This is a genomic window from Streptomyces sp. NPDC017676 (genome assembly GCF_044329325.1).
In the GTDB taxonomy this organism is placed as follows: domain Bacteria; phylum Actinomycetota; class Actinomycetes; order Streptomycetales; family Streptomycetaceae; genus Streptomyces.
The window spans coordinates 144,279-169,953 of the sequence record NZ_JBIRJA010000015.1; the positions used below are offsets into that span (position 1 = coordinate 144,279).

A 25,675-nucleotide genomic window follows, 5' to 3' on the forward strand; every position below is an offset into this window, starting at 1 on the left:
GGGAGCGTCACGCTCCGGACAGGATCGCGGGGGTGGGCGAGCAGTCCGGGCGGCAGGAATGGCGGTAGTCGGGTTACCGTTCGAGTGGCCGTTGTGGGCTTTTCCCGTTTGACACGGGGGCGGGATGTAGCGTCACACTCCGCAGCGTCACACGTGCCAGCAGTACGCCGCGACCCCGGGACCAAGGCCTGGGGAGGCCCCAGCGTCGACCGGAGAGAAGAGCGAAGTTGTCCCCGACCAGCGAGACCGCACAGGGCGGCCGCCGACTCGTCATCGTCGAGTCGCCTGCCAAGGCGAAGACGATCAAGGGCTACCTCGGCCCCGGATACGTCGTCGAAGCGAGCGTCGGGCACATCCGTGACCTTCCCAACGGCGCCGCGGAGGTGCCCGAGAAGTACACCGGCGAGGTCCGTCGCCTCGGTGTGGACGTCGACCATGACTTCCAGCCGATCTATGTGATCAACGCGGACAAGAAGGCCCAGGTCAAGAAGCTCAAGGACCTCCTGAAGGACTCCGACGAGCTGTTCCTCGCCACTGACGAGGACCGGGAGGGCGAGGCGATCGCCTGGCACCTCCAGGAGGTCCTGAAGCCGAAGATCCCCGTCAAGCGCATGGTGTTCCACGAGATCACCAAGGACGCGATCCGCGAGGCCGTCGCCAACCCGCGCCAGCTCAACCAGAAGCTGGTCGACGCCCAGGAGACCCGCCGCATCCTCGATCGCCTCTACGGCTACGAGGTCTCCCCGGTGCTGTGGAAGAAGGTCATGCCCCGGCTGTCGGCCGGCCGCGTGCAGTCCGTCGCCACACGGCTCGTCGTGGAGCGGGAACGCGAGCGCATCGCGTTCCGTTCCGCCGAGTACTGGGACCTGACGGGCACCTTCGCGACCGGCCGCGCGGGAGACCCGTCGGACCCGTCGTCGCTGGTCGCCCGCCTGCAGACCGTCGACGGCCGACGGGTCGCGCAGGGCCGCGACTTCGACTCCCTGGGACAGCTCAAGAGCGAGAACACCCTCCACCTCGACGAGGCGACCGCCCGCGCCCTCGCCGCCGCCCTGGAGGACACCCGCTTCTCCGTGCGGTCCGTCGAGTCCAAGCCGTACCGCCGCTCGCCGTACGCCCCGTTCCGTACGACGACGCTGCAGCAGGAGGCCAGCCGCAAGCTCGGCTTCGGCGCGAAGGCGACCATGCAGATCGCCCAGAAGCTGTACGAGAACGGCTACATCACGTACATGCGTACGGACTCCACGACGCTGAGCGACACGGCGGTCTCCGCTGCCCGCGCCCAGGTCACGCAGCTGTACGGCGCCGACTACCTGCCGCCGCAGCCGCGCACCTACGCCGCCAAGGTCAAGAACGCCCAGGAGGCGCACGAGGCGATCCGCCCGTCGGGTGACCGTTTCCGCACGCCCGCGGAGACCGGCCTGACCGGCGACCAGTTCAAGCTGTACGAACTCATCTGGAAGCGGACCGTCGCCTCCCAGATGAAGGACGCGACCGGCAACAGCGTCACCGTGAAGATCGGCGGCACCGCCGCCGACGGCCGGGACGTCGAGTTCAGCGCCTCCGGCAAGACGATCACCTTCCACGGCTTCCTGAAGGCCTACGTCGAGGGTGCCGACGACCCGAACGCCGAGCTGGACGACCGCGAGCGCCGGCTGCCGCAGGTCGCCGAGGGCGACGCGCTGTCCGCCGAGGAGATCACGGTCGACGGCCACGCCACCAAGCCCCCGGCCCGCTACACCGAGGCCAGCCTGGTCAAGGAGCTGGAAGAGCGCGAGATCGGCCGCCCGTCGACGTACGCGTCGATCATCGGCACGATCCTGGACCGCGGTTACGTCTTCAAGAAGGGCACGGCCCTGGTGCCGTCGTTCCTGTCGTTCGCCGTGGTGAACCTCCTGGAGAAGCACTTCGGGCGGCTCGTCGACTACGACTTCACGGCCAGGATGGAGGACGACCTCGACCGCATCGCGGCGGGTGAGGCCAAGGCCGTGCCGTGGCTGAAGCGCTTCTACTTCGGCGAGGGGACGGCCACGGGCGGCGCGGCCGACGCCGGCAACGGCGACGGCGACCACCTCGGCGGCCTCAAGGAGCTGGTGACCGACCTGGGCGCGATCGACGCGCGCGAGGTGTCGTCGTTCCCGGTGGGCAATGACATCGTGCTCCGCGTCGGCCGCTACGGCCCGTACATCGAGCGCGGCGAGAAGGACACCGAGCAGCACCAGCGTGCCGACATCCCGGACGACCTGGCACCGGACGAGCTGACCGTCGAGCTGGCCGAGGAACTGCTGGCCAAGCCCAGCGGCGACTTCGAGCTGGGCACCGACCCGGCCACCGGCCACTCGATCGTCGCCAAGGCCGGCCGCTACGGCCCGTACGTCACGGAGGTCCTTCCCGAGGGCACCCCGAAGACCGGCAAGAACGCGGTCAAGCCGCGGACGGCCTCGCTGTTCAAGTCCATGTCGCTCGACACGGTGACGCTGGAGGACGCGCTCAGGCTGATGTCGCTGCCGCGCGTCGTCGGCACCGACGCGGACGGCCAGGAGATCACCGCGCAGAACGGTCGCTACGGCCCGTACCTGAAGAAGGGCACGGACTCGCGCTCGCTGCAGTCCGAGGACCAGATCTTCACGATCACGCTGGAGGAGGCGCAGGCGATCTACGCCCAGCCGAAGCAGCGTGGCCGGGCGGCCGCCAAGCCGCCGCTGAAGGAGCTGGGCGAGGACCCGGTCTCCGGTAAGCCGGTCGTGGTCAAGGACGGCCGCTTCGGTCCGTACGTCACCGACGGCGAGACCAACGCGACCCTGCGCTCCGGCGACAGCGTCGAAACCATCACTCCTGAGCGTGGTTTCGAACTGCTCGCCGAGAAGCGCGCGAAGGGGCCCGCCAAGAAGACCGCGAAGAAGGCGGCGGCCAAGAAGACCGCCCCGGCGAAGAAGACCGCCGCGAAGAAGGCGGCCGCGAAGAAGACGACGACCGCGGCGAAGAAGACGACTGCCAAGAAGACCACCGCCAAGAAGGCGACGGCTTCCAAGGCGACGGCTTCCGGCGCGGAGGACTGACACGCCATCGGGTCACTGACCTGAACGCCCCGGCACCCCCTCGGTGCCGGGGCGCGCGCATGCCCGGACACGCGAGGTGTGGTGTCAGCGGCTGCGGATAGGCTGAACGCATGACGCGAGCCGAGCAGCCGACGGCCCACACCCCAGCACCGGACGACGCCCTGGTCGCGGACTCCCGCGAGCGCGCCGTCCGTTCCCTGCTGCGCCGACCGCAGCTGAGGCGCCTGTGGAGCGCGCAGCTGGTGAGCGGTGTCGGCGACATCCTGTCCCTCCTCGTCCTCGTCCTCCTGGTCCTCCAGTCGGCGATCGCCGAGGGAGCCTTCGGGGGCGGCTACCGAGGCGTGGCGTTCGCGGTGGCGACGGTCTTCGCCGCGCGTGTCCTCGCCGCGCTGCTCTTCGGCGCCGTCCTCCTCGGTCCGCTGACCTCGCTCACCGCCCAGGAGGGCCCGCTCGACCGCCGCTGGACCATGGTCGGCGCCGACGGCCTGCGTGCGGCGCTGCTGATCGTCGCGCCTCTGTGGATCGACTGGACACCGGACGACGCGCTGGCAGTCCTGCTCGTCACCGCCTTCGTCACCGGCGTCGCCGAGCGGCTGTGGACCGTGTGCCGGGAGAGTGCCGCTCCGGCCCTGCTGCCGGCCCCGCCGCCGGAGGGAGCGACGGTACGACCGCTGCCGGACCACCTGGACGCCCTGCGCCGTCTGTCGCTGCGGACGACCTTCCTGGCGGTGCCGCTGGCCGCCGCCGCCCTGGTCGTCGCCGCCCTGCTGAACAACCTGCTGGGCAGCGGCGTGGCCTGGTTCGACCAGCACCAGGCGGCCCTCGGGTCGTACGTGGCGGCGGGCCTGTTCGCCGCCTCGCTGTCCGTGCTGACCTGTCTGGAGCTGCCCGGCACGCGCACCCCGCGCGCGCGGTCCCCGCTGGAGGGCCTGCGCCGCCCGCGCACCGCCACCGGCGTCGACAAGGGCCGTACGGGCGCCATCCCGCTGCTCGTCCCGGCCTGCGCCGGAGTCGCCGGCGCCATCGCGGCGGCCGTCTCGGTGTGCGTACTGCACGCCAAGGACCTGGGCGGCGGCCCCGTGCTGTACGGCCTGCTGGTGCTGGGCCTGACCGGCGGTGTCGCCGTCGGCATCCGCACGGCCCCCCGGCTGCTGCCCTCGCTCTCCCGGCGCCGCCTGCTGGCCCTGGCCATCGCGGTCGCCGGCATCGCGCTGCTGGCCGCCGGACTGGTCCCGGACGTCACCACGGTCCTGCTGATCGTGACGCTGGCCGGCGTCGGCGCGGGTGTGGCCGCCAACACCGGGCACACCCTGCTCGACCAGGAGACCGAGGACTCCCGCCGGGCGCGCACCACCGAACACCTGCACGCCATGGTCCGCGTCTTCATAGCGCTGGGCGCCGTGATCGCGCCCCTGGTCGCGGCCCTGATCGGCCCGCACCGGCTGGAGAACGGCAAGTTCGTCTTCGCGCACGGCGGCGCCGCCTTCACCCTCATGCTGGTCGGCGCGCTGCTGTTGCCGGTGGCCGCGCTGGTGCTCGCCAAGGTCGACGACCGCTCCGGTGTGCCGCTGCGGCAGGACCTCAAGGACGCCCTGCTGGGCGGCGACGACCCGGTCACCGCCCCGGCTGCCAACGGCTTCTTCATCGCCCTGGAGGGCGGCGACGGCGCCGGCAAGTCCACCCAGGCCGAGGCGCTCGCCGAGTGGATCCGGGCCAAGGGCCACGAGGTCGTGCTCACCCGCGAGCCCGGCGCCACCCCGGTGGGCAAGCGGCTGCGTTCGATCCTGCTGGACGTCTCGTCGGCGGGCCTGTCCCACCGCGCGGAGGCGCTGCTGTACGCCGCCGACCGCGCCGAGCACGTCGACACCGTCGTACGACCCGCCCTGGAGCGCGGCGCGGTGGTGATCACCGACCGCTACATCGACTCCTCCGTCGCCTACCAGGGCGCCGGCCGCGACCTGTCCCCGACCGAGATCGCCCGCATCAACCGCTGGGCCACCAACGGTCTCGTCCCGCACCTGACCGTCCTGCTGGACGTCTCCCCGGAGACCGCCCGCGAGCGGTTCACCGAGGCACCCGACCGGCTGGAGTCGGAGCCCGCGGAGTTCCACGCACGCGTGCGGGCCGGTTTCCTCACGCTGGCCGCCTCCGACCCCGGGCGCTACCTGGTCGTGGACGCCGGGCAGGAGCCCGAGGCCGTCACCACCGTGATCCGGCACCGGCTCGATGTCGTGCTGCCGCTGTCCGAGGCCGAGATCAAGGCCCAGGAGGAGGCCCGCAGGAAGGCCGAGGAGGAAGCCCGCCGCAAGGCCGAGGAAGAGGCCGCCCGCAAGGCCGAGGAGGAGCGCCTGGAGCGCGAGCGCCAGGAGCAGCTGGCCAGGTTGCGCGCCGAGGAGGAGGAGCGCAAGCGGCGCGAGCTGGAGGAGGCGCAGCGGCGCGAGGCCGAACGGCAGGCGGAGGAGGCCCGGCAGCGGGCCGAGGAGGCCCGCCGGCGCGCCGAGGAGGAGCGGCAGCGGCTGCTTGCCGAGGAGAAGGCTCGCGCGGAGGAGGAGGCCCGCCGCCGGGCCGAGGAGGAGCGGCGCCGCAAGGAGGCCGAGGAGGAGGCCCGTCGGCGCGCCGAGGAAGAGGCCCGGCAGGCACGGCTGCGTGCCGAGGAGGAGGCCCGGCGCCTGGAGGCCCAGCGCAAGGCCGAGGAGGCGCTGCTGCGGGCGGAGGAGGCCCGTCGGCAGGCCGCCGAGGCCGCGGCGGCGGCCGACGCGGCGGCCCGCAGGCCCAGCACGCCGCTGCCGACGGCACCGCGGGTGGTCCCTGACGCGGCCACGGTTCCGACGCCGGTGGTGTCGCGGGAAGCGGCCGCGCGCGGGACGGACACGCGGGGCACGGACGACGAGACGACGGTGCTGCGTCCGGTGCGCGAGGAGCGCGCCGCCGGCGACGCCCGGGGCGTCCACCCCGACTCCGAGGTGACCGCCGAGCTGCCGCAACTCCCTGCGGTCACCGGGCCGGCCGACGAGACCGCGGTGCTGCCCCGGGTGCCGCCGGGCGCGGCGGACGAGACGGCCGTGCTGCCCTCGGTGTCCGCCGACGAGACGGCCGAGCTGCCGTCGGTGGCTCCGGGCGCGGCGGAGGAGACCGCCGTGCTGCCGCCCGTACGGGGTGGCGACCCGGCCGACCGGGTGCCGCCCGGCTTCTTCCGGGAGGAGCGGCCCGCCGCGGCCCCCGACGGCTCCGAGCCGCGCACGCGTGAGATGCCCCAGCTCGACGCCGACGGCACGCCCCGCCGCCGCCCGCGTCCCGACTGGGCCGAGGAGACCCCGCTGGACGACCTGCCCACGCTGGCCGACGAGCTGCTGGGTTCGTACGACGAGGGGCAGTACGGCGACCAGGGCGACGGCGGGGAAGAGGGCCGCAAGGGACGCGGCCGGGGCCGCCGCGGCTGAGCTGCACGCCGGTGAGAGCCGGTCGCCGGGCGCCGATGAGAGTCGGCGCCCGGGACATCGGCGGGATGGTGCGTCCGGGTGCCGGGCAGCCGTAGCCTCCCCGACGGGACAGACGTCGGCCCGGCGCCGGACGGGCACGGCGCACCGGATCCGCCGACTGCGCGACGGGGCAGACGCCGGTCCCGCGCCGGATGGGCACGGCGCACCGGATCCGCCGCCTCCGCGACCTCCGTCCGCCCCCTTTGTCAGTGCCCACCCGCACAATGGATGCCGGAACGCGGAGTGTGACGGAAGGGCGGCGTGACCCATGACCGTGTGGGACGACCTCGTCGGGCAGGAGAAGGTGAGCGCGGTGCTGGACGCCGCCGCGCGGGACGCCGACGCCCTCGTCACGGCCGCCGCGGCGGACCAGCCGCTGCCCGAGACGTCGAAGATGACCCACGCCTGGCTCTTCACCGGCCCGCCCGGCGCGGGCCGGAGCCAGGCGGCCAGGGCCTTCGCCGCCGCCCTGCAGTGCGTGAGTCCCGACCGCGCGCTCGGCGGCGCCCCCGGCTGCGGCTTCTGCGACGGCTGCCACACCGCGCTGCTCGGCACCCACGCGGACGTCACGACGGTCGCCGCGGTCGGCTCCGAGATCCTGGTCAAGGACATGCGGGACACGGTCCGCAAGTCGTTCACCTCCCCGGCGAACGGCCGCTGGCAGATCATCCTGGTCGAGGACGCCGAGCGGCTGAACGAGAAGTCGGCCAACGCGGTCCTCAAGGCGGTGGAGGAACCCGCCCCGCGCACGGTCTGGCTGCTGTGCGCCCCCTCCATCGAGGACGTCCTGCCGACCATCCGCTCCCGCTGCCGCCACCTGAACCTGCGCACGCCGTCCGTCGAGGCGGTCGCCGACATGCTCATGCGGCGCGACGGCATCGAGCCGGAGGTCGCCGCGTCCGCCGCCCGGGCCACCCAGGGGCACGTCGACCGGGCCCGCCGCCTGGCCACCGACCCGGCGGCCCGTGAGCGCCGGGCCGCCGTGCTGAAGCTCCCGCTGCGGCTGGACGAGGTCGGCGCCTGCCTGAGAGCCGCCCAGGAACTGGTCGACGCCGCCGCCGAGGACGCCAAGCAGCTCGCCGAGGAGATGGACGGCAAGGAGACCGAGGAACTGAAGGCGGCGCTCGGCGCGGCCCAGGGCGGCCGTATGCCGCGCGGCACGGCGGGGGTGATGAAGGACCTGGAGGACATGCAGAAGCGCCGCAGAACCCGTACCCAGCGCGACAGCCTGGACGTCGCCCTCGGCGACCTCACCGCCTTCTACCGCGACGTCCTCGCCCTGCAACTCGGCACGCGCGTGGCGCTCGCCAACGCCGACGCGGAGGACGCCCTGGAGCGGCTGGCCCGAGCCGGCACCCCGGAGTCCACCCTGCGCCGCATCGAGGCGATCGCCGCGTGCCGCGAGGCCCTGGACCGCAATGTGGCTCCGCTGCTGGCGGTGGAGGCGATGACCATGGCGCTGCGCGCGGGGTGAGGCGCCCAGCCCGAGAGGACGACCGGCCGGGCAGGGCCCAGCCCGTGAAGGCGGCCGGCTGAGGAGGGACGGAGGCCACCGTGTCGCTCGGACGAGGTCCCTCGTACGAGCCACAATCCACACGCTCCGCACGCAACCCGTCGCACACCGTTAGGCTCGCCGGATGTACACCAGGCCATCCCCCCGCACCCGCCGGACCCGGGGCACCCGCGCCCGGACGACGGCCCGCCTCACGGCCACCCTCCTCACGGCCGCCGCACTGCTCGTGTCCGCATGCTCCTCCGGGAGCTCGACCACATCGTCCGCGGGCGGGACGGTGGAGGCGGCGCTGGCCGCGCTGCCGTATGCGACGCCGTCGGCGCTGACGCCGTACTACGGCCAACGGCTGAGCTGGCGCGACTGCGGTGTGCCCGGGTTCCAGTGCGCGACGATGAAGGCCCCGCTGGACTACGCCCGGCCCGACGCGGGCACCGTCCGGCTCGCCGTGGCCCGCAAGAAGGCCACCGGCAAGGGCAAGCCGCTCGGCTCCCTGCTGGTCAACCCCGGAGGACCGGGCGGTTCGGCCGTCGGGTATCTCCAGCAGTACGCGGGCGTCGGCTACCCGGCTCAGGTCCGGGCCCGCTACGACATGGTCGCGATGGACCCACGGGGCGTCGCCCGCAGCGAGCCCGTCCAATGCCTCGACGGGCGGCAGATGGACGCGTACACGCAGACGGACATGACCCCCGACGACCAGCGGGAACAGGACGCGCTGGTCGCGGCGGACCGGAAGTTCGCGGAGAGCTGCGGGGCCCGCTCGGCACGGCTGCTGCGACACGTCTCCACCGTCGAGGCGGCACGGGACATGGACATCCTGCGGGCGGTGCTCGGGGACCGGAAGCTCAACTACGTCGGGGCGTCGTACGGCACGTTCCTCGGGGCGACGTACGCCGGACTGTTCCCCCGGCGGGTCGGCCGGATGGTCCTGGACGGTGCGATGGACCCGACCGTGGACGCCCGCAGGCTGAACCTGGACCAGACGGCGGGCTTCGAGACGGCGTTCCAGGCGTTCGCGAAGGACTGCGTACGGCACTCCGACTGCCCGCTCGGCGGGAAGGGCACGACGCCCGCGCGGGTCGGCGCGAATTTGCAGGCGTTCTTCCGCAAGCTCGACGCCCACCCGATTTCGGCGGGCGACGCGGACGGCCGCAAGCTGGGGGAGTCACTGGCCACGACCGGGGTGATCGCGTCGATGTACGACGAGTCGTCCTGGGAGCGACTGCGCGAGGCGCTGACCTCGGCGATGAGGGAGAACGACGGCGGCGGCCTGCTGTCCCTCGCCGACAGCTACTACGAGCGGGACGCGAACGGCCACTACAGCAATCTGATGATGGCCAACGCCGCGGTGAACTGCCTCGATCTGCCGCCGGCCTTCTCCGGTCCCGGGGACGTCGAGAAGGCGCTGCCCGAGTTCGAGAAGGCGTCCCCGGTCTTCGGCCCGAGCCTGGCCTGGGCCTCGCTGAACTGCGCGTACTGGCCGGTGCGGGCGACGGGTGGGCCGCACCGCATCGAGGCGAAGGGGGCGGCGCCGATCGTGGTGGTCGGCACGGTCCGCGACCCGGCCACCCCGTACCGCTGGGCCCGGTCCCTGGCCCGCCAGCTCTCCTCGTCCCGCCTGCTGACCTACGACGGCGACGGGCACACGGCGTACGGCCGGGGCAGCGCCTGCATCGACACGGCGATCGACACCTACCTCCTCCGTGGCACCCCGCCGACCCCCGGAAAGCGCTGCTCATAGCCCCTGCCACCCACCCCGGAACCACCCCCTCCGGGGTGGGTGCGAAGCACCCCCGGAAACTGTGTAGACTTACCGACGTTGCCGATCGCACCATGGTGCGGGCAGCACGCCGCTTTAGCTCAGATGGCCAGAGCAACGCACTCGTAATGCGTAGGTCTCGGGTTCGAATCCCGAAAGCGGCTCGGTGAGAGGCCAGGTCATGTCGCCCATGACCTGGCCTTTCAGTTGTCAAAGGGGGTTCGTGGGACGGCGTCGGGGCGGAGGCGGGCGGCCAGGAGGGCGATGTCGTCCTCGCACATGCCGTTGGTCAGCTGGGTCAAGAGCGTGTCGAGCAGGTGGTCCAGTGAGTCGTCGGGCGACAGGGCCATGGTGGTGAGGCGGCGTACGGAGTCGTCGATGTCCGCGCCCCGCTGTTCCACGAGGCCGTCGGTGTAGAGCAGGAGCACCGAGCCCGGTTCGAATGCGAACGTTGTCATCTCGTAGTCGCCGAGTTCCGTGCCGATGGGCGGGCCGGCCGGCAGGTGCATCAGGCCGGTGCCGCCGCCCGGGCGGATGACGAGGGGCGGCAGGTGTCCGGCCGTGGCCGCGGTACAGGTGCCGGCCCCGGTGTCCACGAGGACCAGCAGGCAGGTGGCCGCGCGGTCGAGGCCGATGCGCGCCGCCCTGCGGTCCGCCTCGGTGAGCATGGCGTCCACGGGCAGTCCGGCGGCGGCGACGGTGCGCAGGACGGAGCGGTACTGGCTCATGGCGACCGCGGCCTGGAAGCCGTGTCCCATCACGTCGCCCATGACCAGCAGGGCGCGGCGGTCCGGGAGGGCGATGGAGTCGTACCAGTCGCCGCCGACGAGCGCGCTGCGGCCGGAGGGCAGGTAGCGGATGGCCACCTCGACCGTGGGGTGGGGGCGGTCGGGCTCGGACAGCAGGGCGCGCTGGAGTTCCAGCGTCATCGTGTGCTCGTGGCTGTACCGGTGGCCGCTGTCGATGGAGACCGCCGCCCGCGCGGCCACACCCTGCGCGGTCAGGACGTCGTCGTTGCTGAAGGACTTCTCCAGCTGTCCGGGCAGATCGGGCCCTTTCCATCGTGTGGGGACAGTGGAGCGGACGCGTCTCGGCCGTCGCCCGGCGCCCGTGCCGGCAGACCGTGGCCGTCGCGCTGGTCGCCTGCTCAACGAGCCGGCCGCAAGAGCTCGGCCTCAACTGCCTGGTCCCACCTGCTCGGCCCCAACTGCTCGGCCCCAACTGCTCGGCTACGACGCGGGGGCTTCAACGAGCGGGCTTATAAGGGCCGGTCTCAAGGCGTAGCTGGAAGGAGCGCGGAGGGGAACGTAGCGACAAAACCGGATCAAAGACGCGGCAAAGTGAATGGGCGTCCGGTGAACCCGCGGACCTGAGGCAACATCTTGGTGAAGGGCGGGCAGCGCGCGGTCGGGACGCGGTGCCGCTGTCGGCCGGATGAGGTGAGGGACGTGGCGGAGCCGAGGATCGCCGTCGCCGTGGTGACCATGGGCAACCGGCCCGCCGAGGTCGACGCCCTGCTGGAGTCCGTGGCCAAGCAGGACCTCGCCCCTGACCGCATCGTGATCGTCGGCAACGGCTGCCGGCTGCCCGAGTTCGCCCGGCGGCTCTCCCTGCCGGGCGAGGTCACCACCATCGACGTCGAGGAGAACCTCGGCTGCCCGGGTGGCCGGAACGTCGCCCTCGCGCGGCTGCGGGAGTTCGGGGACGTCGACGTGGTCGTGGAGCTGGACGACGACGGGCTGCTCGTCGACCCCGACGTGCTGCGCCGGGTGCGCGACCGGTACACCGCCGATCCGCGCCTCGGCATCGTCGGATTCCGCATCGCCGACGAGCTGGGCGAGACCCAGCAGCGGCATGTGCCGAGGATCGGCAGGTCGGACCCGCTGCGCGGCGGCTACGTCACCGGTTTCCTCGGCGGGGGACACGCCCTGCGCATGGCCATGCTGACCGAGACCGGGGACTGGCCCGCCGAGTTCTTCTTCGCGCACGAGGAGACCGACCTGGCCTGGCGAGCCGCCGACGCCGGCTGGAAGATCCTGTACGCCCCCGAACTGCTCCTCCAGCACCCCAGGACCTCACCGGCCCGGCACGCCATCTACTACCGGGTCAACGCCCGCAACCGCGTCTGGCTCGTCCGGCGCCGGCTGCCGTTGCCGCTCGTCCCGGTGCACCTCGGGGTGTGGACCCTCCTCACCCTCGCCCGAACCCGCTCCCCGGCGGGGCTCAGGGCCTGGTTCGGCGGGTTCACGGAGGGACTGCGGGAACGGCCCGGTGAGCGGCGGCCGATGCGCTGGCGGACGGTGTGGAGGCTCACCCGGCTGGGACGCCCGCCGGTGATCTGAGCCCGGGCAGCCCAAGAAGTCAAGACGTCAAGAAATCAGGCGGCCGGAGAAGCCAAGAAGCCTGAGAAGTCAGGGGGGCCTGAGAAGTCAGCGGCCTGCGAGTCAGGGGACTGGGGAGTCCGGGAAGTCTGGGATGAGAAACGGGACGGGGCCCCGGTCGTTCACCTCCGCCGGCCGGGGCCCTTGTCGTCCCCGGACCCAGCCTGCGGCGACACTCCCCCGAGTTACGCGTGCTACGCGCGCGCCGTCGGGCCGAATCCGATGGAATGATCACATCAGGATGCGCCAACGGATCGCTAACATGTGGCCAACGGTTCGTCAGCGGACCGCGGAGCGGTTGGCCGGAAGTCCTCCGGCGGCAGCGGGAACCGTCCCTTCGGGTGGGCGGACGTCAACTGCCGAACGGGCGGGGGGCCGTAGGACGGCCGGCGGTCGGCCGACGAGAGGAAGGTGGCGGGAAACCGCTGTGGACAGGGCGGAATTCCGCCAGGCAACGGCGGGTACACATCCGCCGCGGAGCGCGGTCGGGCCGACCGCGCGGGAAGGCAGTGGAGCGGCGTGATGCGGCGGTGCGAACTGCACTTCGGACTGCTGGGACCGCCGGTCCTCTACGACCGACCGCCGTACGGGATGTCGTACGACAGCTCCTGCACCACCTCTCCAGAGACTCCCGGCACCTCTCTCGGAGCCGACACCTCGGCCGGTGCCGCACCCGGAGCCGCTGGCGCCGCACCCGAATCCTCCGATGGCGCGCCCGGACCCTGCGGTCCCCCCAGCTCTCATCGTCCCGCCGAGAAGGCCGGCCACGACGCCCCCGACAACGGCGTCCGAGCCATCGGCAGCCCCAAGGTCCGCGCCCTGCTCGCCGCGCTGCTCCTGGAGCCCGGCCGGGTCGTGTCGGTCGAGGCGCTGAAGGACGCGTTGTGGGGCGGCGCGCCGCCCGTCTCCGCGCAGGCTTCCCTGCACAACCACGTCACCCGGCTGCGCCGGCTCCTGGACGACCCCGAACGGCTCAGGGCCGTACCGCCGGGCTATGTGCTGCGGGTCGACCACGGCGAACTGGACGTGCACGTCTTCGACGCCCGGGTCGCCGAGGCGCGCGCCGCACACGCCCGGCGCGACTGGCCGGGCGTCGTCCGCGCCTGCGCCGCCGCGCTCGCGCTGTGGCGCGGCACGCCGCTCAGCGGACTCCCCGCCGACATCGGCGGCTACGCCCTCGTGCAGCGCCTGAGCGAGGCGCGGCTGCTCCTGCTGGAGCTGCGCTACGACGCCGAACTCGCCCTCGGCGGCGCCCGCTTGGCCGCGCTCGTCCCCGAACTGGCGGCCCTGGTCGCCGAACATCCGCTGCGTGAGGCGTACCACCGTCAGCTGATGCTCGCCCTGCACCGCACCGGCCGCCAGGCCGAGGCCCTCGCCGTCCACCGTGATCTGCGTGCGCGCCTGGTCGAGGAACTCGGCATCGAACCCGGCCCGGCGGTCCGCGAGGCGCATGTCGAGGTGCTGCGGGGAATCGGTGGGGAGCGGCGGCGGGACACGACGGAGTACGGCGGCTCCTCGCAGCCGGCCGGGCAGGGCGGACAGCCGCGTCGGGAGGGCGACTCGGCCGCCGGTGAGGGCGACGGCAAGGGCAACGGCGACCGCACGGGTACCGGCACCCCCAGCGGCACGGGTACCGGTCCCGGTTTCGGCACGGGTACCGCCTCCGGCACCCCCGCCGGCACCCTGGGTGGTTCCGCGTCCGCGCCGTCCCAGGCGTCCGCCGCGCCTCCCACGGCCTCCGCGTCCTCAAGGGAGGACGACGGAGCCGCCGTACGGCAGACCCCCCGTCCGGCCCAGCTCCCCGCCCCGCCGGCCCACTTCACCGGCCGTGCCCACGTGCGCCGCGAGCTGCGCCGCACGCTGACGGAGCCGTCCGCTCCGGCCCCCGCCGTCGCGGTGGTCAGCGGTATGGCCGGCGTCGGCAAGAGCGCGCTGGCCCTGCACGTGGCCCATGAGTTGAGGGAACGTTTCACCGACGGTCAGCTCTACGTCAACCTGCACGGCGCCACCCCCGGCATGACCCCGCTCACCGCCACGCAGGCGCTCGCCGCGCTGCTGCGCGACCTCGGTGCCGCACCCCGGAACATCCCGGAACACCCGGATGCGGCCGCCGCGTTGCTCCGTTCACTGCTCGCGCCGGCGCGCATCCTGCTGGTGCTGGACGACGCGGCGAACGCGGCCCAGGTACGGCCCCTGCTGCCGGCCGGGCCCGGCTGCGCGGTGATCGTCACCAGCCGCTCACCGCTCACCGCGCTCGACGGCGCCCGTCGCTTCCCGCTCTCCCCGCTGACCGGCGAGGACAGCGCGGCCCTGCTGCGCGCGGTGAGCGGGCGTGCGGGACTCGACGCCGGCCACGCGCTGGTCGAGCTGACCGGCCGGCTCCCGCTGGCGCTGCGCGTGGTCGCCGCCCGGCTCGCGGCCCGCCGCGCCCTGACCCCGGACGTGCTGGCCGGCCAACTCGCCGAGACCGGCGGGCGGTTGCGGCACCTGGAGTACGACGACCTGAGCGTCCGCCGCTCCCTGGCCGTCGCCCACGACGCGCTCGCCGCCGCAGAGCGCGAGGCCGACCGGGACGCGGCCCTCGCCCTGCGTCACATCGGCGCGCTCGACCTGCCCACCTACGGTGCCCCGCTGATCGCGCGCCTCACCGGCACGGACGAGCGCCGTGCCGAGGCCGCCCTGGACCGCCTGGTCGACGTCGCCCTCCTGGAGGAGACGGCGTACGGCCGCTACGTGCCCCACGACCTGGTCCGCGACTTCGCCCGAGAACTCGCCGACACCGTCCCGGGGCCCGCCACGAACCCGGCCGCCGACGCGGCAGGGACGGATGCACACGGCCCGGTTCCCGCATCAGCCGGGGGCATGCCCTCCAAGAAGCCCCCCGCCGCCTCCGGCAACGGCGGCCCCGATGGCCCCGGCAGCACCGTCCACCCCGAAGGCACCGCTCTCCCCGAACACACCGCTCACGCCGATAGCCCCGCTGGCACCGCTGTCCCCGACCGCACCCCCGGCCCGGAAGACGCCCCCGCCGTCCCCGGACGCACCCGCCCTCACAACGCCCCCACCGTCCCCGACCTGGCTGCCCTCCGCTGGTACGCCGCCATGGCCGAGCGGGTGCTGACGGCGGTCGTGGAGCCCGGGCTCGATCAGGACGACCGGCGGCGGCCGACCTCCGCGCAGCCGGTGGGACACGCGGCGGAGGTGGCGGCCCTGGCGCCCTTCGAGTCGGCCGAGGAGGCGTTCGCGTGGGGTGAGCTGGAGCTGGAGAACGTGGTCACGCTCGTGGAACGCAACGCCGACACCGACGATCCGTGCACGGCCGCCCCTCTCTCCACGCTCGTACGGCTGCTGTTCCCCTATGTGCAGCGCAGCGGCCGGGTCGCCGAGATGGAGGTGCTGGGGCGGGCCGCGCTCGGTGCCGCGCGACGGCTCGGGGACCCGGAGGCCGAGGCGTACGCGTTGGGCGACCTCGCGGGCCTGCACTTCCTGACCGGCCGGCAGAACGACGCCCTCGCCCTCACCGACCGGGCCCTGGAGATCTGGGGGCGGCTGGGCAGGGCCTCCCGGATCCGGCGCTGCCTGAACAACCGTGGCCTGCTGCTGGAGGGGCTGGGGCGGTTCGAGGAGTCGGGGGAGGCGCTGCGGCAGAGCCTCGCCTACTCGCGGCTGCTGAACGACCCCTACGGCGAGGCCGTCACCCGCAGCCACCTGGGCAACCTCTACGAGCACACCGACCCGCGCGCCGCCATCGAGCAGCACCGGCGCTCGCTGGCCATCGGGGACGAGATCGGCGCCGTCATCGTGCAGCACTCGGCGCACTGCAACATCGGGTACGCCCACCTCACCCTCGGCGAACCGGCCGCCGCCGCACGGCACTTCGAGGAGAGCCTGCGCATCCTCGGCGGACATGGCGACTGGCACGGTGAGTCCCAGACCCGGCTCGGTCTGGTCCGCGCGCTGCGGCGGCTGGGGCAGACCGATCGAGCGGCGGACGAGTGCGCCGAGCTGCTGCGCCGGGCCGACGCCCGCGCCGACCGGTACATGGGCGGGCTGGCCCTGCACCAGCACGGGTTCCTGCTGCGCGAGCGGGGGCGACGGGCAGAGGCGTACGACGCCTGGCGCGCGGCCCACGAGGCGCTGGACGGCACCGACGAGCAGGCGATCCTCGCGGAGTTGCGGGAGCTGTTGAGCGGCTCGGCCGGGGTGTGAGCCGCTGGGCACCACGAGGTGACGGGCGCTATTTGGCGTCGGCGTAGCACCGCACCACCGCCGTCGTGAACGGGAACCGCACCGGTGTGTCGCCGAAGGTCAGCCGGCCGGCGAGGGCGGCGGACTCGCGGATGGCCTGGACGACGGCGTCGGCCTCCTCGGCGGGGCAGTGCACGATCACCTCGTCGTGCTGGAAGAAGACCAGCTCGGCCTTCAGCTCCGCACAGGCCCGGCGCAGCGCGGCGAGCAGCAGCAGGGCCCAGTCGGCGGCGCTGCCCTGGACGACGAAGTTCCGTGCGAAGCGGCCCCGCGCGCGGGAGTCGGTCGACGTGTAACCGGGGCCCCAGCCGGTCTGGCCTTCCGGTTCCTCCTCGCCGACGGGGATGCCCGCCTCCTCCGCCGCGTCCTCACCCGCACGGGCGGCCGGGGGACAGGTGCGGCCCAGCCAGGTGCGCACCAGCCGGCCCTCCTCGCCCGCGCGGGCCGCCTCGTCGACGTAGGCGACGGCCCGGGGGAAGCGGCGGCGGAGCGCGGCGAGGTTCTTCAGGCCGTCCCCGGAGGTCTGGCCGTAGATCGCGCCGAGCACGGCGAGTTTGGCCTGGCTGCGGTCGCCGGAGAAGGCGCGGTCGGAGACGGACTGGTAGAGGTCGCTCTCCCGGCCGGCGACCTCCATCAGGCCGGGGTCGCGGGAGATGGCGGCCAGCACGCGCGGCTCCATCTGGTCGGCGTCGGCCACCACCAGCCGCCAGCCGGGGTCGGCGACGACGGCCCGGCGGATCACCTTGGGGATCTGCAGCGCGCCCCCGCCGTTGGTCACCCAGCGCCCGGTGACCGTGCCGCCGGCCAGGAACTCGGGGCGGAAGCGGCCGTCGCGCACCCAGTCCTGGAGCCAGGACCAGCCGTGGGCCACCCAGATGCGGTACAGCTTCTTGTACTCCAGCAGGGGCTCGACGGCCGGGTGGTCGACGGACTGGATCTCCCAGCGGCGGGTGGACCTCACCTTGATCCCGGCCTGCGCGAAGGCCTTGATCACATCGGTGGGCAGATCGGGCCGCACCCTGCGGCCGAAGGCGGCGGACACCTGGTCGGCCAGCTCGGCGAGGCGGCGCGGCTCGCCGCCGCCCGCGTAGCGCTCGCCGAGCAGGTCGTGCAGCAGCTCGCGGTGGACCTCGGCGCTCCAGGGAAGGCCCGCGTGGTTCATCTCGGCGGCGACCAGCATCCCGGCCGACTCGGCGGCGGTCAGCAGCCGCATGCGGTCGGGGTGGGCGGTCTTCTCGTGCCGCCGTACCTGGTCGGCGTAGACCGCGAGCAGGTCCGGCAGGGGCAGGCGGCTGCCGATGGGCTCGAAGAGCGGGGACTGGGCGCTGGGATCGGCCGCCCGCTGCGGCGGGTCGGGTGGGACGGGGCCGCCGCGGAGGCGGGCCAGGGCTGCGGCGGCCGAGCGTGGCTCGCCGTACCGCCCCTCGTGGCCCAGCAGGAGGGTCTCGGCATCCTCGATGTCGTAGCACCGCTCCACTCGCACCCCCGTGGCGAGCAGTCGCGGGTAGACCTCGGGGGTCGACCGCCACACCCAGCGCGTCACCTCCGGGCGGCTCCGCACCGCCGCGGCGAGATCGCTCTCCCGCCGCACCGGTCCGGCGGGCAGCCCGTCCGGGCCGAGGGGGGCGACGTCCACGCCTTCGTCCTCGGCCGGTGCGAGCGCCCACCGGTCGGTCATGACTGCGAGTGTGGCAGGGGGGTCTGACAATGGCCCCGGCCTGCGCAGACGGCCCGCGTCAGTCCTGATCGGTCTCCGCGGCCCCGGTCGCCGACTCGGCTGCCGCGGCCGCCCCCTTCTTCTGTTCCAGCAGCAGCGACAGCACCTTGTCGACGTACTCCTCGGTGGCCGCCTTGGTGATGCCGAGGCCGCTGAGGACGCCCTGGCCGTTCTCGTGCTCCAGCAGGGCGAGCAGGAGGTGCTCGGTGCCGACGTAGTTGTGGCCGAGCCGGAGGGCCTCACGGAAGGTGAGTTCCAGGACCTTCTTGGCCTCGGGGCCGTAGGGGACGAGGTCGGGGACGTCGTCCGAGGCGGGTGCGAGCACGGCGGTGGCGGCCTGGCGTACGGCGTCCAGCGGGACGCCCTGCGCGGTGATCGCCTTCGCGGCCAGGCCCTCGGGCTCGGCCAGCAGCCCGAGGAGCAGGTGCTCGGGGCGGCCCTCGGCGTTGCGGGCGGCCACCGCCTCGTTGTGCGCGGCCATCACCACCTGCCGCGCGCGGGGGGTGTAGCGGCTGAAGCCCTGGCTGAGGTCGAGGTCGGTGGACTCCTTGGGCACGAACCGCTTCTGCGCCGCCTGCCGGGTGACGCCCATGCTGCGCCCGATGTCGGTCCAGGAGGCGCCCGAGCGGCGGGCCTGGTCGACGAAGTGCCCGATCAGGTGGTCGGCAACGTCACCGAGGTGATCGGCGGCGATCACCGCGTCCTGGAGCTGGTCGAGGGGTTCGCTGTGAACCTTCTTGATCGCCTCGATGAGGTCGTCGAGGCGCACGGATGCCGTGATGTTCGGGTTGGTCGCCATAGTGTCAACCGTAGGTTGCGCACACGGGACTGTCAACCGATGGTTGACATTTCACTGCCGCTCCTCCGTGACCCCTCTCCCTCGACCTGTTCCGGACGTTGTCCACAGCCTGTGGACAACGTCCGTGCACTGTCGGTGGGGCATGGCACGATCGACAGCGTGACCAGCACTGCCAGCACCGTCGAACGGGCCTTCCGGGCCGCCCTCTACGACGACACCGACACCGGCCTCGACACGGGCGCCTCCCTGCTCGCCGCCGACCCGGGCGCCGACGCCGAACTCACGCGCCGCGGCGAGGACTTCGTGGCCGGGGCCTGGCAGCGCGGCTGGCAGCCCGCCGATGTCGTACGGCTGGTGCGGCGCGAGCTGGACGACGGGCACGTCCGCCTGGCCGCCGCGCTGATCCGGGCGCAGGCCGGGCGGGACCGCCCGCGCGGGCGCCGCTGGGACGGCCAGCTCACGGCACTGCCCGCCGGCCCGGAACGCACCGCTGACCGCTTCTCGCACGCCACGGCGGTCCTGGAGCTGTACCGCCTGCTGCTGCGCCTGCCCGCCCTGGAGCCCCTGGAGGAGGAGCCGCGGCGCGCCCCCGGTCCGGCCGCCGCCCGCATGCTCACCCGTATCCGCGCGCTGCTCGCCAAGGCCGAGGCCACCGGCTTTCCGGAGGAGGCCGAGGCGCTCAGCGCCAAAGCGCAGGAGCTGATGGCCCGGCACAGCGTCGACGAGGCGCTGCTCGCCGCCGAGGCGCCCGCGCCGGACGCGCCCGGCGCCTGCCGCATCGGGGTCGAGCCGCCGTACGAACAGGCCAAGGCGGTCCTGCTGGACGCGGTGGCCACGGCGAACCACTGCCGCGCGGTGTGGAACGAACCGCTCGGCTTCTCGACGGTCGTCGGCTTCGAGGGGGACCTGGAGGCGGTCGAGCTGCTCTACACCTCGCTGCTGGTGCAGGCCACGCACGCGATGACGAAGGCGGAGGCCGCCCAGAGAGCCGGCGGGCGCAAGCGGACCAAGACCTTTCGGCAGTCCTTCCTCGCGGCCTACGCGCACCGCGTGGGCGACCGGCTCGCGGCCGCCGCCGAGACCCAGGTGACGCGGGACCTGCTGCCGGTGCTGGCCACACGCGAGACGGCCGTCACCGGGCGGCTGGAGCGCATGTTCCCGGAGACCACGACGACCCGGCTGCGCGGGGTCAGCGACGCGGCGGGCTGGACGGAGGGCGCACGCGCGGCGGACCGCGCCCAGGTCAGAAACCGCCCGCGCCTGGGATGACGGCCAGCCGCCGACCGGCCCGCCCGCCGACGCCGCACCCGCGCCGACCGGCCCGGCGGTCAACGCTGCACCCGCGCTGACCGGCCCGCCCGCCGACGCCGCACCCGCGCCGACCGGCCCGGCGGTCAACGCTGCACCCGCGCTGACCGTCCCGGTCGCCAATGCCGGGCCGTCCGGCCAAGTCGCTGTCCGCCGCGCACGGTCGCCGGCCTTGCTCCCGTGCCGCCTTCCGGCCGCCCCCCGCCCAGTCGCCGCCCGGCGCACTCGACGACGCGCCCGGCGCGCTCGCCGACCCTCCCGGCGCGCCCGCCGACCCGCGCGCTAGTCGCCCCGCTCGCCAGTCGCCCCCTACCGTCCCGCCCCCTCAGTCCCCCACCTGCTGGAAAGCGCTCACGGACGCGTCCGGGCCGTTTCCGGTGGCCTTGCCCGCGACCGGGCCGTACTTCCACGGGAAGGTGCGGCTGGTGTCCGAGCCGGGCAGGGTGATCTTCACGGTCTGCGCGGTCAGGGCGTTCTCGGCGCCCTCCTCGCCGCGTACGTAACTGATCGAGAAGGACGCGGAGTCGCCCTTGGCGAGCTTCAGCTTCTGGGCCTTCGCGCCCTTGAGCACGGGCACTTGGGCCTTGGAACCGCCCCCGGTCAGGACGACGTCCGGGAAGTCGTCCAGGGTGCAGGGGGCGCTCTGGTTGGTGATGCTGACCGGGATCTCGCCGGTGTCCCCGGCGGCCGGGGCCACGCTCGCCGCCCCGATCTCCAGCGAGACTCCGCCGATCTCGCAGGCGGAGCCGCTCTTGCCGTTCTTGTCCCCACCGCTGTCGTTGCAGGCGGTCAGCAGCAGGGCGGCGGCGAGAGCGGTGACGGTGAGCGGAATGGCGCGCATGAGCAGGTTCCCATCGAGGTGGTGACGGTCTCCCCCGCATCATGGCCCCTGCGGCCGGGGCGCCATCACGCACCCCGGTCCGATTCACCACTTCAGATGGTGCTCAACGGCTTCGAAGGCCGCGAGGGCGTCCTCACCGCGGCACCGGCGCCGTCGGCAGTCCCGACGGCAGCTTCCCGCCCTCGGCCTTGGTGTACGTCTCCTGGCCGGCCTTGCCCGACCAGGTCACCTTCAGCGTCGTACCGTTCACCGAGTCGACCATGCCGGTGGTGCGGCCCTTGTCCCCGCCGGCGCAGGTCAGATGGATCATCTGCATGCCGTCCTCGGCGCCCGCCGTCCCGCTGCACACGGTCCCGCCGGTCGCGAAGATCCCGGCCTTCTTCCCGGTGACCACCAGGGCCACGACCTTGCCGTCGGCGGTGGTGATCCAGCTGCCCTGGAGCTTGGCGGAGGCACCGGTGGGGGAGTCCCCGCCCGGCGACGGGGCCGCGGTCGTGTGCGTCGAGGGCGACGCCGAGGCGCGGTCCTCGTTCCCGGAGCCGCCGCCGCTGCACGCCGTGAGCGCCAGCGCGCCCGCCAGCCCCGCGGCCAGGGCCGCGCCCCGCACCCGCGCGGTCGCCCGCACTCTCGCAGTCGCAGTAGTCACCGGAAGCTCCCTCAGCGATAGCGGCCGGCCGCCCTCGCCGGACGGCCCGCAGCGCAAGCTACCAGCAGTGACCAGGCGGACTTCCGTACGCCGGGCGGGAATCCCCGGACTCTCCCGGGCCGGCCCGGAACAGGCCGAAGGCGCGCAGACAGCCGCGCAGACAGCCGCGCGGGCGGCCGCCGGCCTGGTCACGGTGGCGGACGCGAGGGCGCCGGCGCCCCCGGCGTGCCGCCGGGACCCAGCCTTCCGGGCGCTCGTGAACGCGCGTCTGCGGGGAGGAGCACGGGCGGCCACTCCTGGGAGAGGAACCGCCCGGCCGGTTCCCGCCGCGCCGCCGGCCGTCCCCGCCGCGCCGCGTCGCCGGCCGTCCGGCCTGGGCCGGAGGGCCGGTGGATCGCGTCTCGGCGCGCGAGAAGGAGGGGCGCTGCCGCTGTGTGCCGGGCACCGAGCCGATGCGTAGGAACTTCCCTACGCTTGACCAGTAGGGAACTGCCTACCTATGGTCGGCGGCATGAACATCACGCACGCCTCCTTCGTCACCCTCCCCGTCGCCGACCAGGACCGCGCCCTGCGCTTCTACCGCGACGTCCTCGGCTTCGAGGTCACCGCCGACCGGGACATGCCGCAGGGGCGCTGGCTCCAGGTCGCCCCCAGGGGTGCGCAGACCGTCTTCACGCTCTCCGGTCCGGGGATGGGCGGCTTTGAGCCCGGATCCGCGCGGGGGATCATGTTGGTCACGACCGATGTCGACGCCGACTGCGCGCGGCTGGCCGCGGCCGGCGCCCGGGTACAGGGGCCGGACGACGTCCCCTGGGGGCGGATGGCCTCCTTCACCGACCCCGACGGCAACGGTCTGATGCTGCTGACGGAGAAGGAAGGCTTCTGACCGCTCGATGAACGGGACGGGTACCGCCGCCGAGGACCGCGTCTTCGCCGCGCTCGCCAACGCCACCCGCCGCGAGGTGCTGCGGCTGCTGCGCGAGCGCGGGCCGCAGCCCGTACAGGCCCTGGCCGACCACTTCGACATGCGCCGCCCGAGCCTCTCGGAACACCTCAAGGTGCTCCGGGAGGCCGGTCTCGTCTCCGAGCAGCGCTCCGGACGGCAGCGCATCTACCGCCTGGAGGCGGCTCCGCTCGCCGATGTGCAGGACTGGCTCCATCCGTACGAGCGGTTCTGGCGCGAGCGGCTGAAGGGCCTCGGTGATCTCCTCGACCGCATGCCCGACGATGAGCAGTCATGAGTTCAGAACCCGGACCTGACGCGGACGACCTCACCACGATCCGCGTCGACCAGTTCTTCCCGCACCCTCCCGCCAAGGTCTGGCGGGCGCTGACCGACCCCGACCTGCTGGCCCGCTGGCAGATGCCCGGCGCCGAGGACTTCCGTCTCCGGGTCGGCCACCGGTACCGGATGACCTCCGTCCCCCGTCCCAACGCCCGCTTCTCGGGTGTCGTAGAGGTGGAGGTGCTGGCCTACGACACCGAGCGGATGCTGTCCCTCCGCTGGGCGGATGCCGATCCGGCCAACCCGGCCGACTGGACGATCACCTGGACGCTGGAACATGAGGGGCGCGGTACGCGTCTCTTCCTAGTGCACGAGGGGTTCGATCCGGACGACCCTGCCCAGCTGATGGCGCGGAAGATCATGGGCGGGGGCTGGAAGGGACATGTCCTGCCTGCTCTGGGGCAGACGCTGGAACGGCTTCGGTAAAGCGGACGTCAAGACTGTAACCGTGGCACCACTCCTCGTGCACGTGCATTTGCTCATGCATCTGCACGTGAACAGAGCTATGATCCGGGTCAGTTGACTACAGCATCTATGGCCTCACCAGCCAGTGCACCACTCGGGGAGCGACCTGTGGACCGCGACGTTGACGGCGTGTACGGGGGGTACGACGTGTACAACGGCATGGCTGCCACGCAGCTGGACGGAGTGGCCTGGCAGAAGAGCAGGCACAGCAACTCGCAGGGCTCCTGCGTGGAGTTCGCGCGGCTGCCGGGCGGTGAGGTCGCCGTACGCAACTCGCGCTTCCCGGACGGGCCGGCGCTCGTCTACACGCGCGCGGAGATCGAGGCGATGCTCCTGGGCGTCAAGGACGGCGAGTTCGACCATCTGATAGCGAGCTGACGCCGGGCCGTCCGCTCGCGCCGCGCCGCTGGCAACGATGTCGGCGGGGCGGGCCGACGGGGACCGGTGGACGCGCGTAGAACCCGTGCGCCCGCCGGTGCCGTACCGGATCAGCCCGCCGTGCGCAGTCGGAACAGCGCCCAGACCACCTTGCCGTCGAGCGTGCCCGCGAGCGGGTGCCAGCCCCAGCTGTCGGCGAAGGAGTCGACCAGGAACAGCCCACGGCCCGACTCGGCCGAGAAGTCGTCCGAGTCCCGCGGGGCCGGACTCTCGTGGCTCGGGTCGCGCACCGCGCACACCAGCCGCTCGGTCCAGCGCATCAGGTGCAGCCGCACGGACGGGTGGTCCTCGCCGCCGCGCGGCGCGGCCGGCACCGCGTGGCGCAGCGCGTTGGTGACGAGTTCGGAGACGACGAGACAGATGTCGTCGAAGCGGTCACCGACGTCCCACTGCTCCAGGGTGCACCGGGTGAAGCGCCGGGCCTCGCGCACCGCCTCGAACCGGGCGGGCAGGGCGCAGGAGGCGGCATCGGACACGGCCGCGGGATCCAGCGGCGGAAGGCCCTGCCGTAACGGCTTGAGCATGGTCGATCCATTCGTCCCCATGCGAGGCACTCCCGGGAATTCGCGGTCGTTGCGATGCAGCGGTGGCGCGGCACCATGGTTTCGGATGCGCACAGCAGATGCAAGGGCAGATGCACGTGCACGCGACCGAAATGGCACCGCCCGTACCGCTTCTTGGCCATTTTTTCTGCCATCTTCCCGACGTTCCCGCCAGAGGTCCGGACCTCTTCCCGGCCCGCACCCGGTGGAAACGGGCGGACTCTTTCCGTTTCCGTAACCGGACGAGTACTGCTCGAAGTGTTTTAGTGGCAGACTTCGGCCCCTGAAGACGGTTGGGGAGGCTGGCGAAAGTGAGCGCGGGAGAGCCCGGATCGGTGGTGCGGCGGATGCTGCTCGGCTCGCAACTGAGGCGACTGCGGGAAGCGCGGGGGATCACGCGTGAGGCGGCGGGGTACTCGATCCGCGCCTCGGAGTCGAAGATCAGCCGGATGGAGCTGGGCCGGGTGAGCTTCAAGACGAGGGACGTCGAGGACCTGCTCACGCTGTACGGCATCACGGACGAGGCGGAGCGCGAGTCGCTGCTCTCCCTCGCCCGGGAGGCCAACGTGGCGGGCTGGTGGCACAGTTACACCGACGTCCTGCCGAGCTGGTTCCCCACCTATGTGGGCCTGGAGGGCGCCGCCTCGCTGATCCGTGCCTACGAGGTGCAGTTCGTGCACGGTCTGCTGCAGACCGAGGAGTACGCCCGCGCGGTGGTCCGGCGCGGCATGAAGGGCGCGAGCGTCGCCGACGTCGAGCGCCGGGTCGCGCTGCGCCTGGAGCGGCAGAAGTACCTGCTCGCCGACAACGCCCCCGAGTTCCACATCGTCCTGGACGAGGCCGCCCTGCGCCGCCCCTACGGGGACCGCGAGGTGATGCGCGGCCAGCTCCAGCACCTGATCGACATCTCCGAGCGGCCCAACGTACGGCTCCAGGTCATGCCGTTCAGCCTCGGCGGGCACTCCGGCGAGAGCGGCGCCTTCACCATCCTCAGCTTCCCCGAGTCCGACCTGTCCGACGTGGTCTACCTGGAGCAGCTGACCAGCGCCCTCTACCTGGACAAGCGCGAGGACGTCGCCCAGTACGAGCAGGCCCTGAAGGAACTCCAGCAGGACAGCCCCGGCCCGGACGAGAGCCGCGACCTCCTGCGCGGTCTGCTGCAACTGTCCTGACGAGCCCCAACTTACTTGACCCGCAA

General features: G+C 73.2%; 18 protein-coding genes and 1 tRNA gene. 13 read left to right on the top strand and 6 right to left on the bottom strand.

Annotated elements, in window-relative coordinates; translation table 11 throughout:
• Positions 1–227: 227 nt before the first annotated feature.
• From topA to ACH4LD_RS30070, 5 genes are all read left to right on the top strand, one after another.
• Complete coding sequence (gene topA, locus ACH4LD_RS30050) at positions 228–3,059, top strand: type I DNA topoisomerase (protein ID WP_398054637.1); 2,832 nt, start codon at positions 228–230, stop codon at positions 3,057–3,059.
• 110 nt (positions 3,060–3,169) lie between these two features.
• Complete coding sequence (gene tmk / locus ACH4LD_RS30055; protein WP_398054636.1) at positions 3,170–6,499, top strand: dTMP kinase; 3,330 nt, start codon at positions 3,170–3,172, stop codon at positions 6,497–6,499.
• Between the two features lie 307 nt (positions 6,500–6,806).
• Positions 6,807–8,012 carry a DNA polymerase III subunit delta' gene (locus ACH4LD_RS30060; protein ID WP_398054635.1) on the top strand — a complete coding sequence of 402 codons (1,206 nt, stop codon included), beginning with the start codon at positions 6,807–6,809 and terminating at the stop codon, positions 8,010–8,012.
• A 163-nt stretch (positions 8,013–8,175) separates the two neighbouring features.
• Positions 8,176–9,789 (top strand): alpha/beta hydrolase, encoded by a 1,614-nt coding sequence (locus ACH4LD_RS30065; protein ID WP_398054634.1) that lies wholly within the window; start codon positions 8,176–8,178, stop codon positions 9,787–9,789.
• A gap of 108 nt (positions 9,790–9,897) precedes the next feature.
• A tRNA-Thr gene (locus ACH4LD_RS30070) sits at positions 9,898–9,971 on the top strand.
• A gap of 39 nt (positions 9,972–10,010) precedes the next feature.
• Here ACH4LD_RS30070 and ACH4LD_RS30075 read toward each other — a convergent pair.
• Positions 10,011–10,796, bottom strand: coding sequence for a PP2C family protein-serine/threonine phosphatase (locus tag ACH4LD_RS30075; protein ID WP_398054633.1), 786 nt, complete (start codon positions 10,794–10,796; stop codon positions 10,011–10,013).
• Between the two features lie 459 nt (positions 10,797–11,255).
• On the opposite strand from ACH4LD_RS30075, the gene ACH4LD_RS30080 reads away from it, so the two are divergent.
• Positions 11,256–12,149, top strand: a complete 894-nt coding sequence (locus ACH4LD_RS30080) for a glycosyltransferase family 2 protein (protein WP_398054632.1) — start codon at positions 11,256–11,258, stop codon at positions 12,147–12,149.
• A 561-nt stretch (positions 12,150–12,710) separates the two neighbouring features.
• Positions 12,711–16,397, top strand: a complete 3,687-nt coding sequence (locus ACH4LD_RS30085) for a BTAD domain-containing putative transcriptional regulator (protein WP_398054631.1) — start codon at positions 12,711–12,713, stop codon at positions 16,395–16,397.
• Positions 16,398–16,425: 28 nt separating this feature from the next.
• Here ACH4LD_RS30085 and ACH4LD_RS30090 read toward each other — a convergent pair whose 3' ends face one another.
• Both ACH4LD_RS30090 and ACH4LD_RS30095 read right to left on the bottom strand, forming a co-directional pair.
• Entirely contained in the window at positions 16,426–18,114 is a 1,689-nt protein-coding gene (locus ACH4LD_RS30090) for a bifunctional 3'-5' exonuclease/DNA polymerase (RefSeq protein WP_398054630.1), read from the bottom strand.
• A gap of 58 nt (positions 18,115–18,172) precedes the next feature.
• Entirely contained in the window at positions 18,173–18,952 is a 780-nt protein-coding gene (locus ACH4LD_RS30095; RefSeq protein ID WP_398054629.1) for a Clp protease N-terminal domain-containing protein, read from the bottom strand.
• Between the two features lie 159 nt (positions 18,953–19,111).
• Between ACH4LD_RS30095 and ACH4LD_RS30100 the strand changes: the two genes are divergently transcribed.
• A complete protein-coding gene (locus ACH4LD_RS30100) occupies positions 19,112–20,221 on the top strand; it encodes a DUF2786 domain-containing protein (protein WP_398054628.1) in 1,110 nt (369 codons plus the stop codon).
• Positions 20,222–20,585: 364 nt separating this feature from the next.
• Here ACH4LD_RS30100 and ACH4LD_RS30105 read toward each other — a convergent pair whose 3' ends face one another.
• The gene (locus ACH4LD_RS30105) at positions 20,586–21,101 is read right to left on the bottom strand and encodes a DUF4232 domain-containing protein (protein ID WP_398054627.1); all 516 of its coding nucleotides are present in this window, start codon (positions 21,099–21,101) and stop codon (positions 20,586–20,588) included.
• A 133-nt stretch (positions 21,102–21,234) separates the two neighbouring features.
• A complete protein-coding gene (locus ACH4LD_RS30110) occupies positions 21,235–21,747 on the bottom strand; it encodes a hypothetical protein (RefSeq protein ID WP_398054626.1) in 513 nt (170 codons plus the stop codon).
• A gap of 511 nt (positions 21,748–22,258) precedes the next feature.
• Between ACH4LD_RS30110 and ACH4LD_RS30115 the strand changes: the two genes are divergently transcribed.
• The 4 genes from ACH4LD_RS30115 (at position 22,259) to ACH4LD_RS30130 (ending at position 23,875) form a co-directional block, all read left to right on the top strand.
• Entirely contained in the window at positions 22,259–22,633 is a 375-nt protein-coding gene (locus tag ACH4LD_RS30115; RefSeq protein WP_132790001.1) for a VOC family protein, read from the top strand.
• Between the two features lie 7 nt (positions 22,634–22,640).
• Positions 22,641–22,988, top strand: coding sequence for a helix-turn-helix transcriptional regulator (locus ACH4LD_RS30120; RefSeq protein ID WP_030981882.1), 348 nt, complete (start codon positions 22,641–22,643; stop codon positions 22,986–22,988).
• Positions 22,985–23,458: an SRPBCC domain-containing protein gene (locus ACH4LD_RS30125; RefSeq protein WP_398054625.1), complete on the top strand. Its 474-nt coding sequence runs from the start codon at positions 22,985–22,987 to the stop codon at positions 23,456–23,458. The genes ACH4LD_RS30120 and ACH4LD_RS30125 overlap by 4 nt, the downstream gene beginning before the upstream one ends.
• A gap of 147 nt (positions 23,459–23,605) precedes the next feature.
• Positions 23,606–23,875 (top strand): DUF397 domain-containing protein, encoded by a 270-nt coding sequence (locus ACH4LD_RS30130; RefSeq protein WP_030651389.1) that lies wholly within the window; start codon positions 23,606–23,608, stop codon positions 23,873–23,875.
• Positions 23,876–23,985: 110 nt separating this feature from the next.
• Here ACH4LD_RS30130 and ACH4LD_RS30135 read toward each other — a convergent pair whose 3' ends face one another.
• The gene (locus ACH4LD_RS30135; protein WP_398054624.1) at positions 23,986–24,480 is read right to left on the bottom strand and encodes an ATP-binding protein; all 495 of its coding nucleotides are present in this window, start codon (positions 24,478–24,480) and stop codon (positions 23,986–23,988) included.
• Positions 24,481–24,824: 344 nt separating this feature from the next.
• Here ACH4LD_RS30135 and ACH4LD_RS30140 point away from each other — a divergent pair, with 344 nt between their 5' ends.
• Entirely contained in the window at positions 24,825–25,649 is an 825-nt protein-coding gene (locus ACH4LD_RS30140; RefSeq protein ID WP_103814811.1) for a helix-turn-helix transcriptional regulator, read from the top strand.
• Positions 25,650–25,675: the final 26 nt, after the last annotated feature.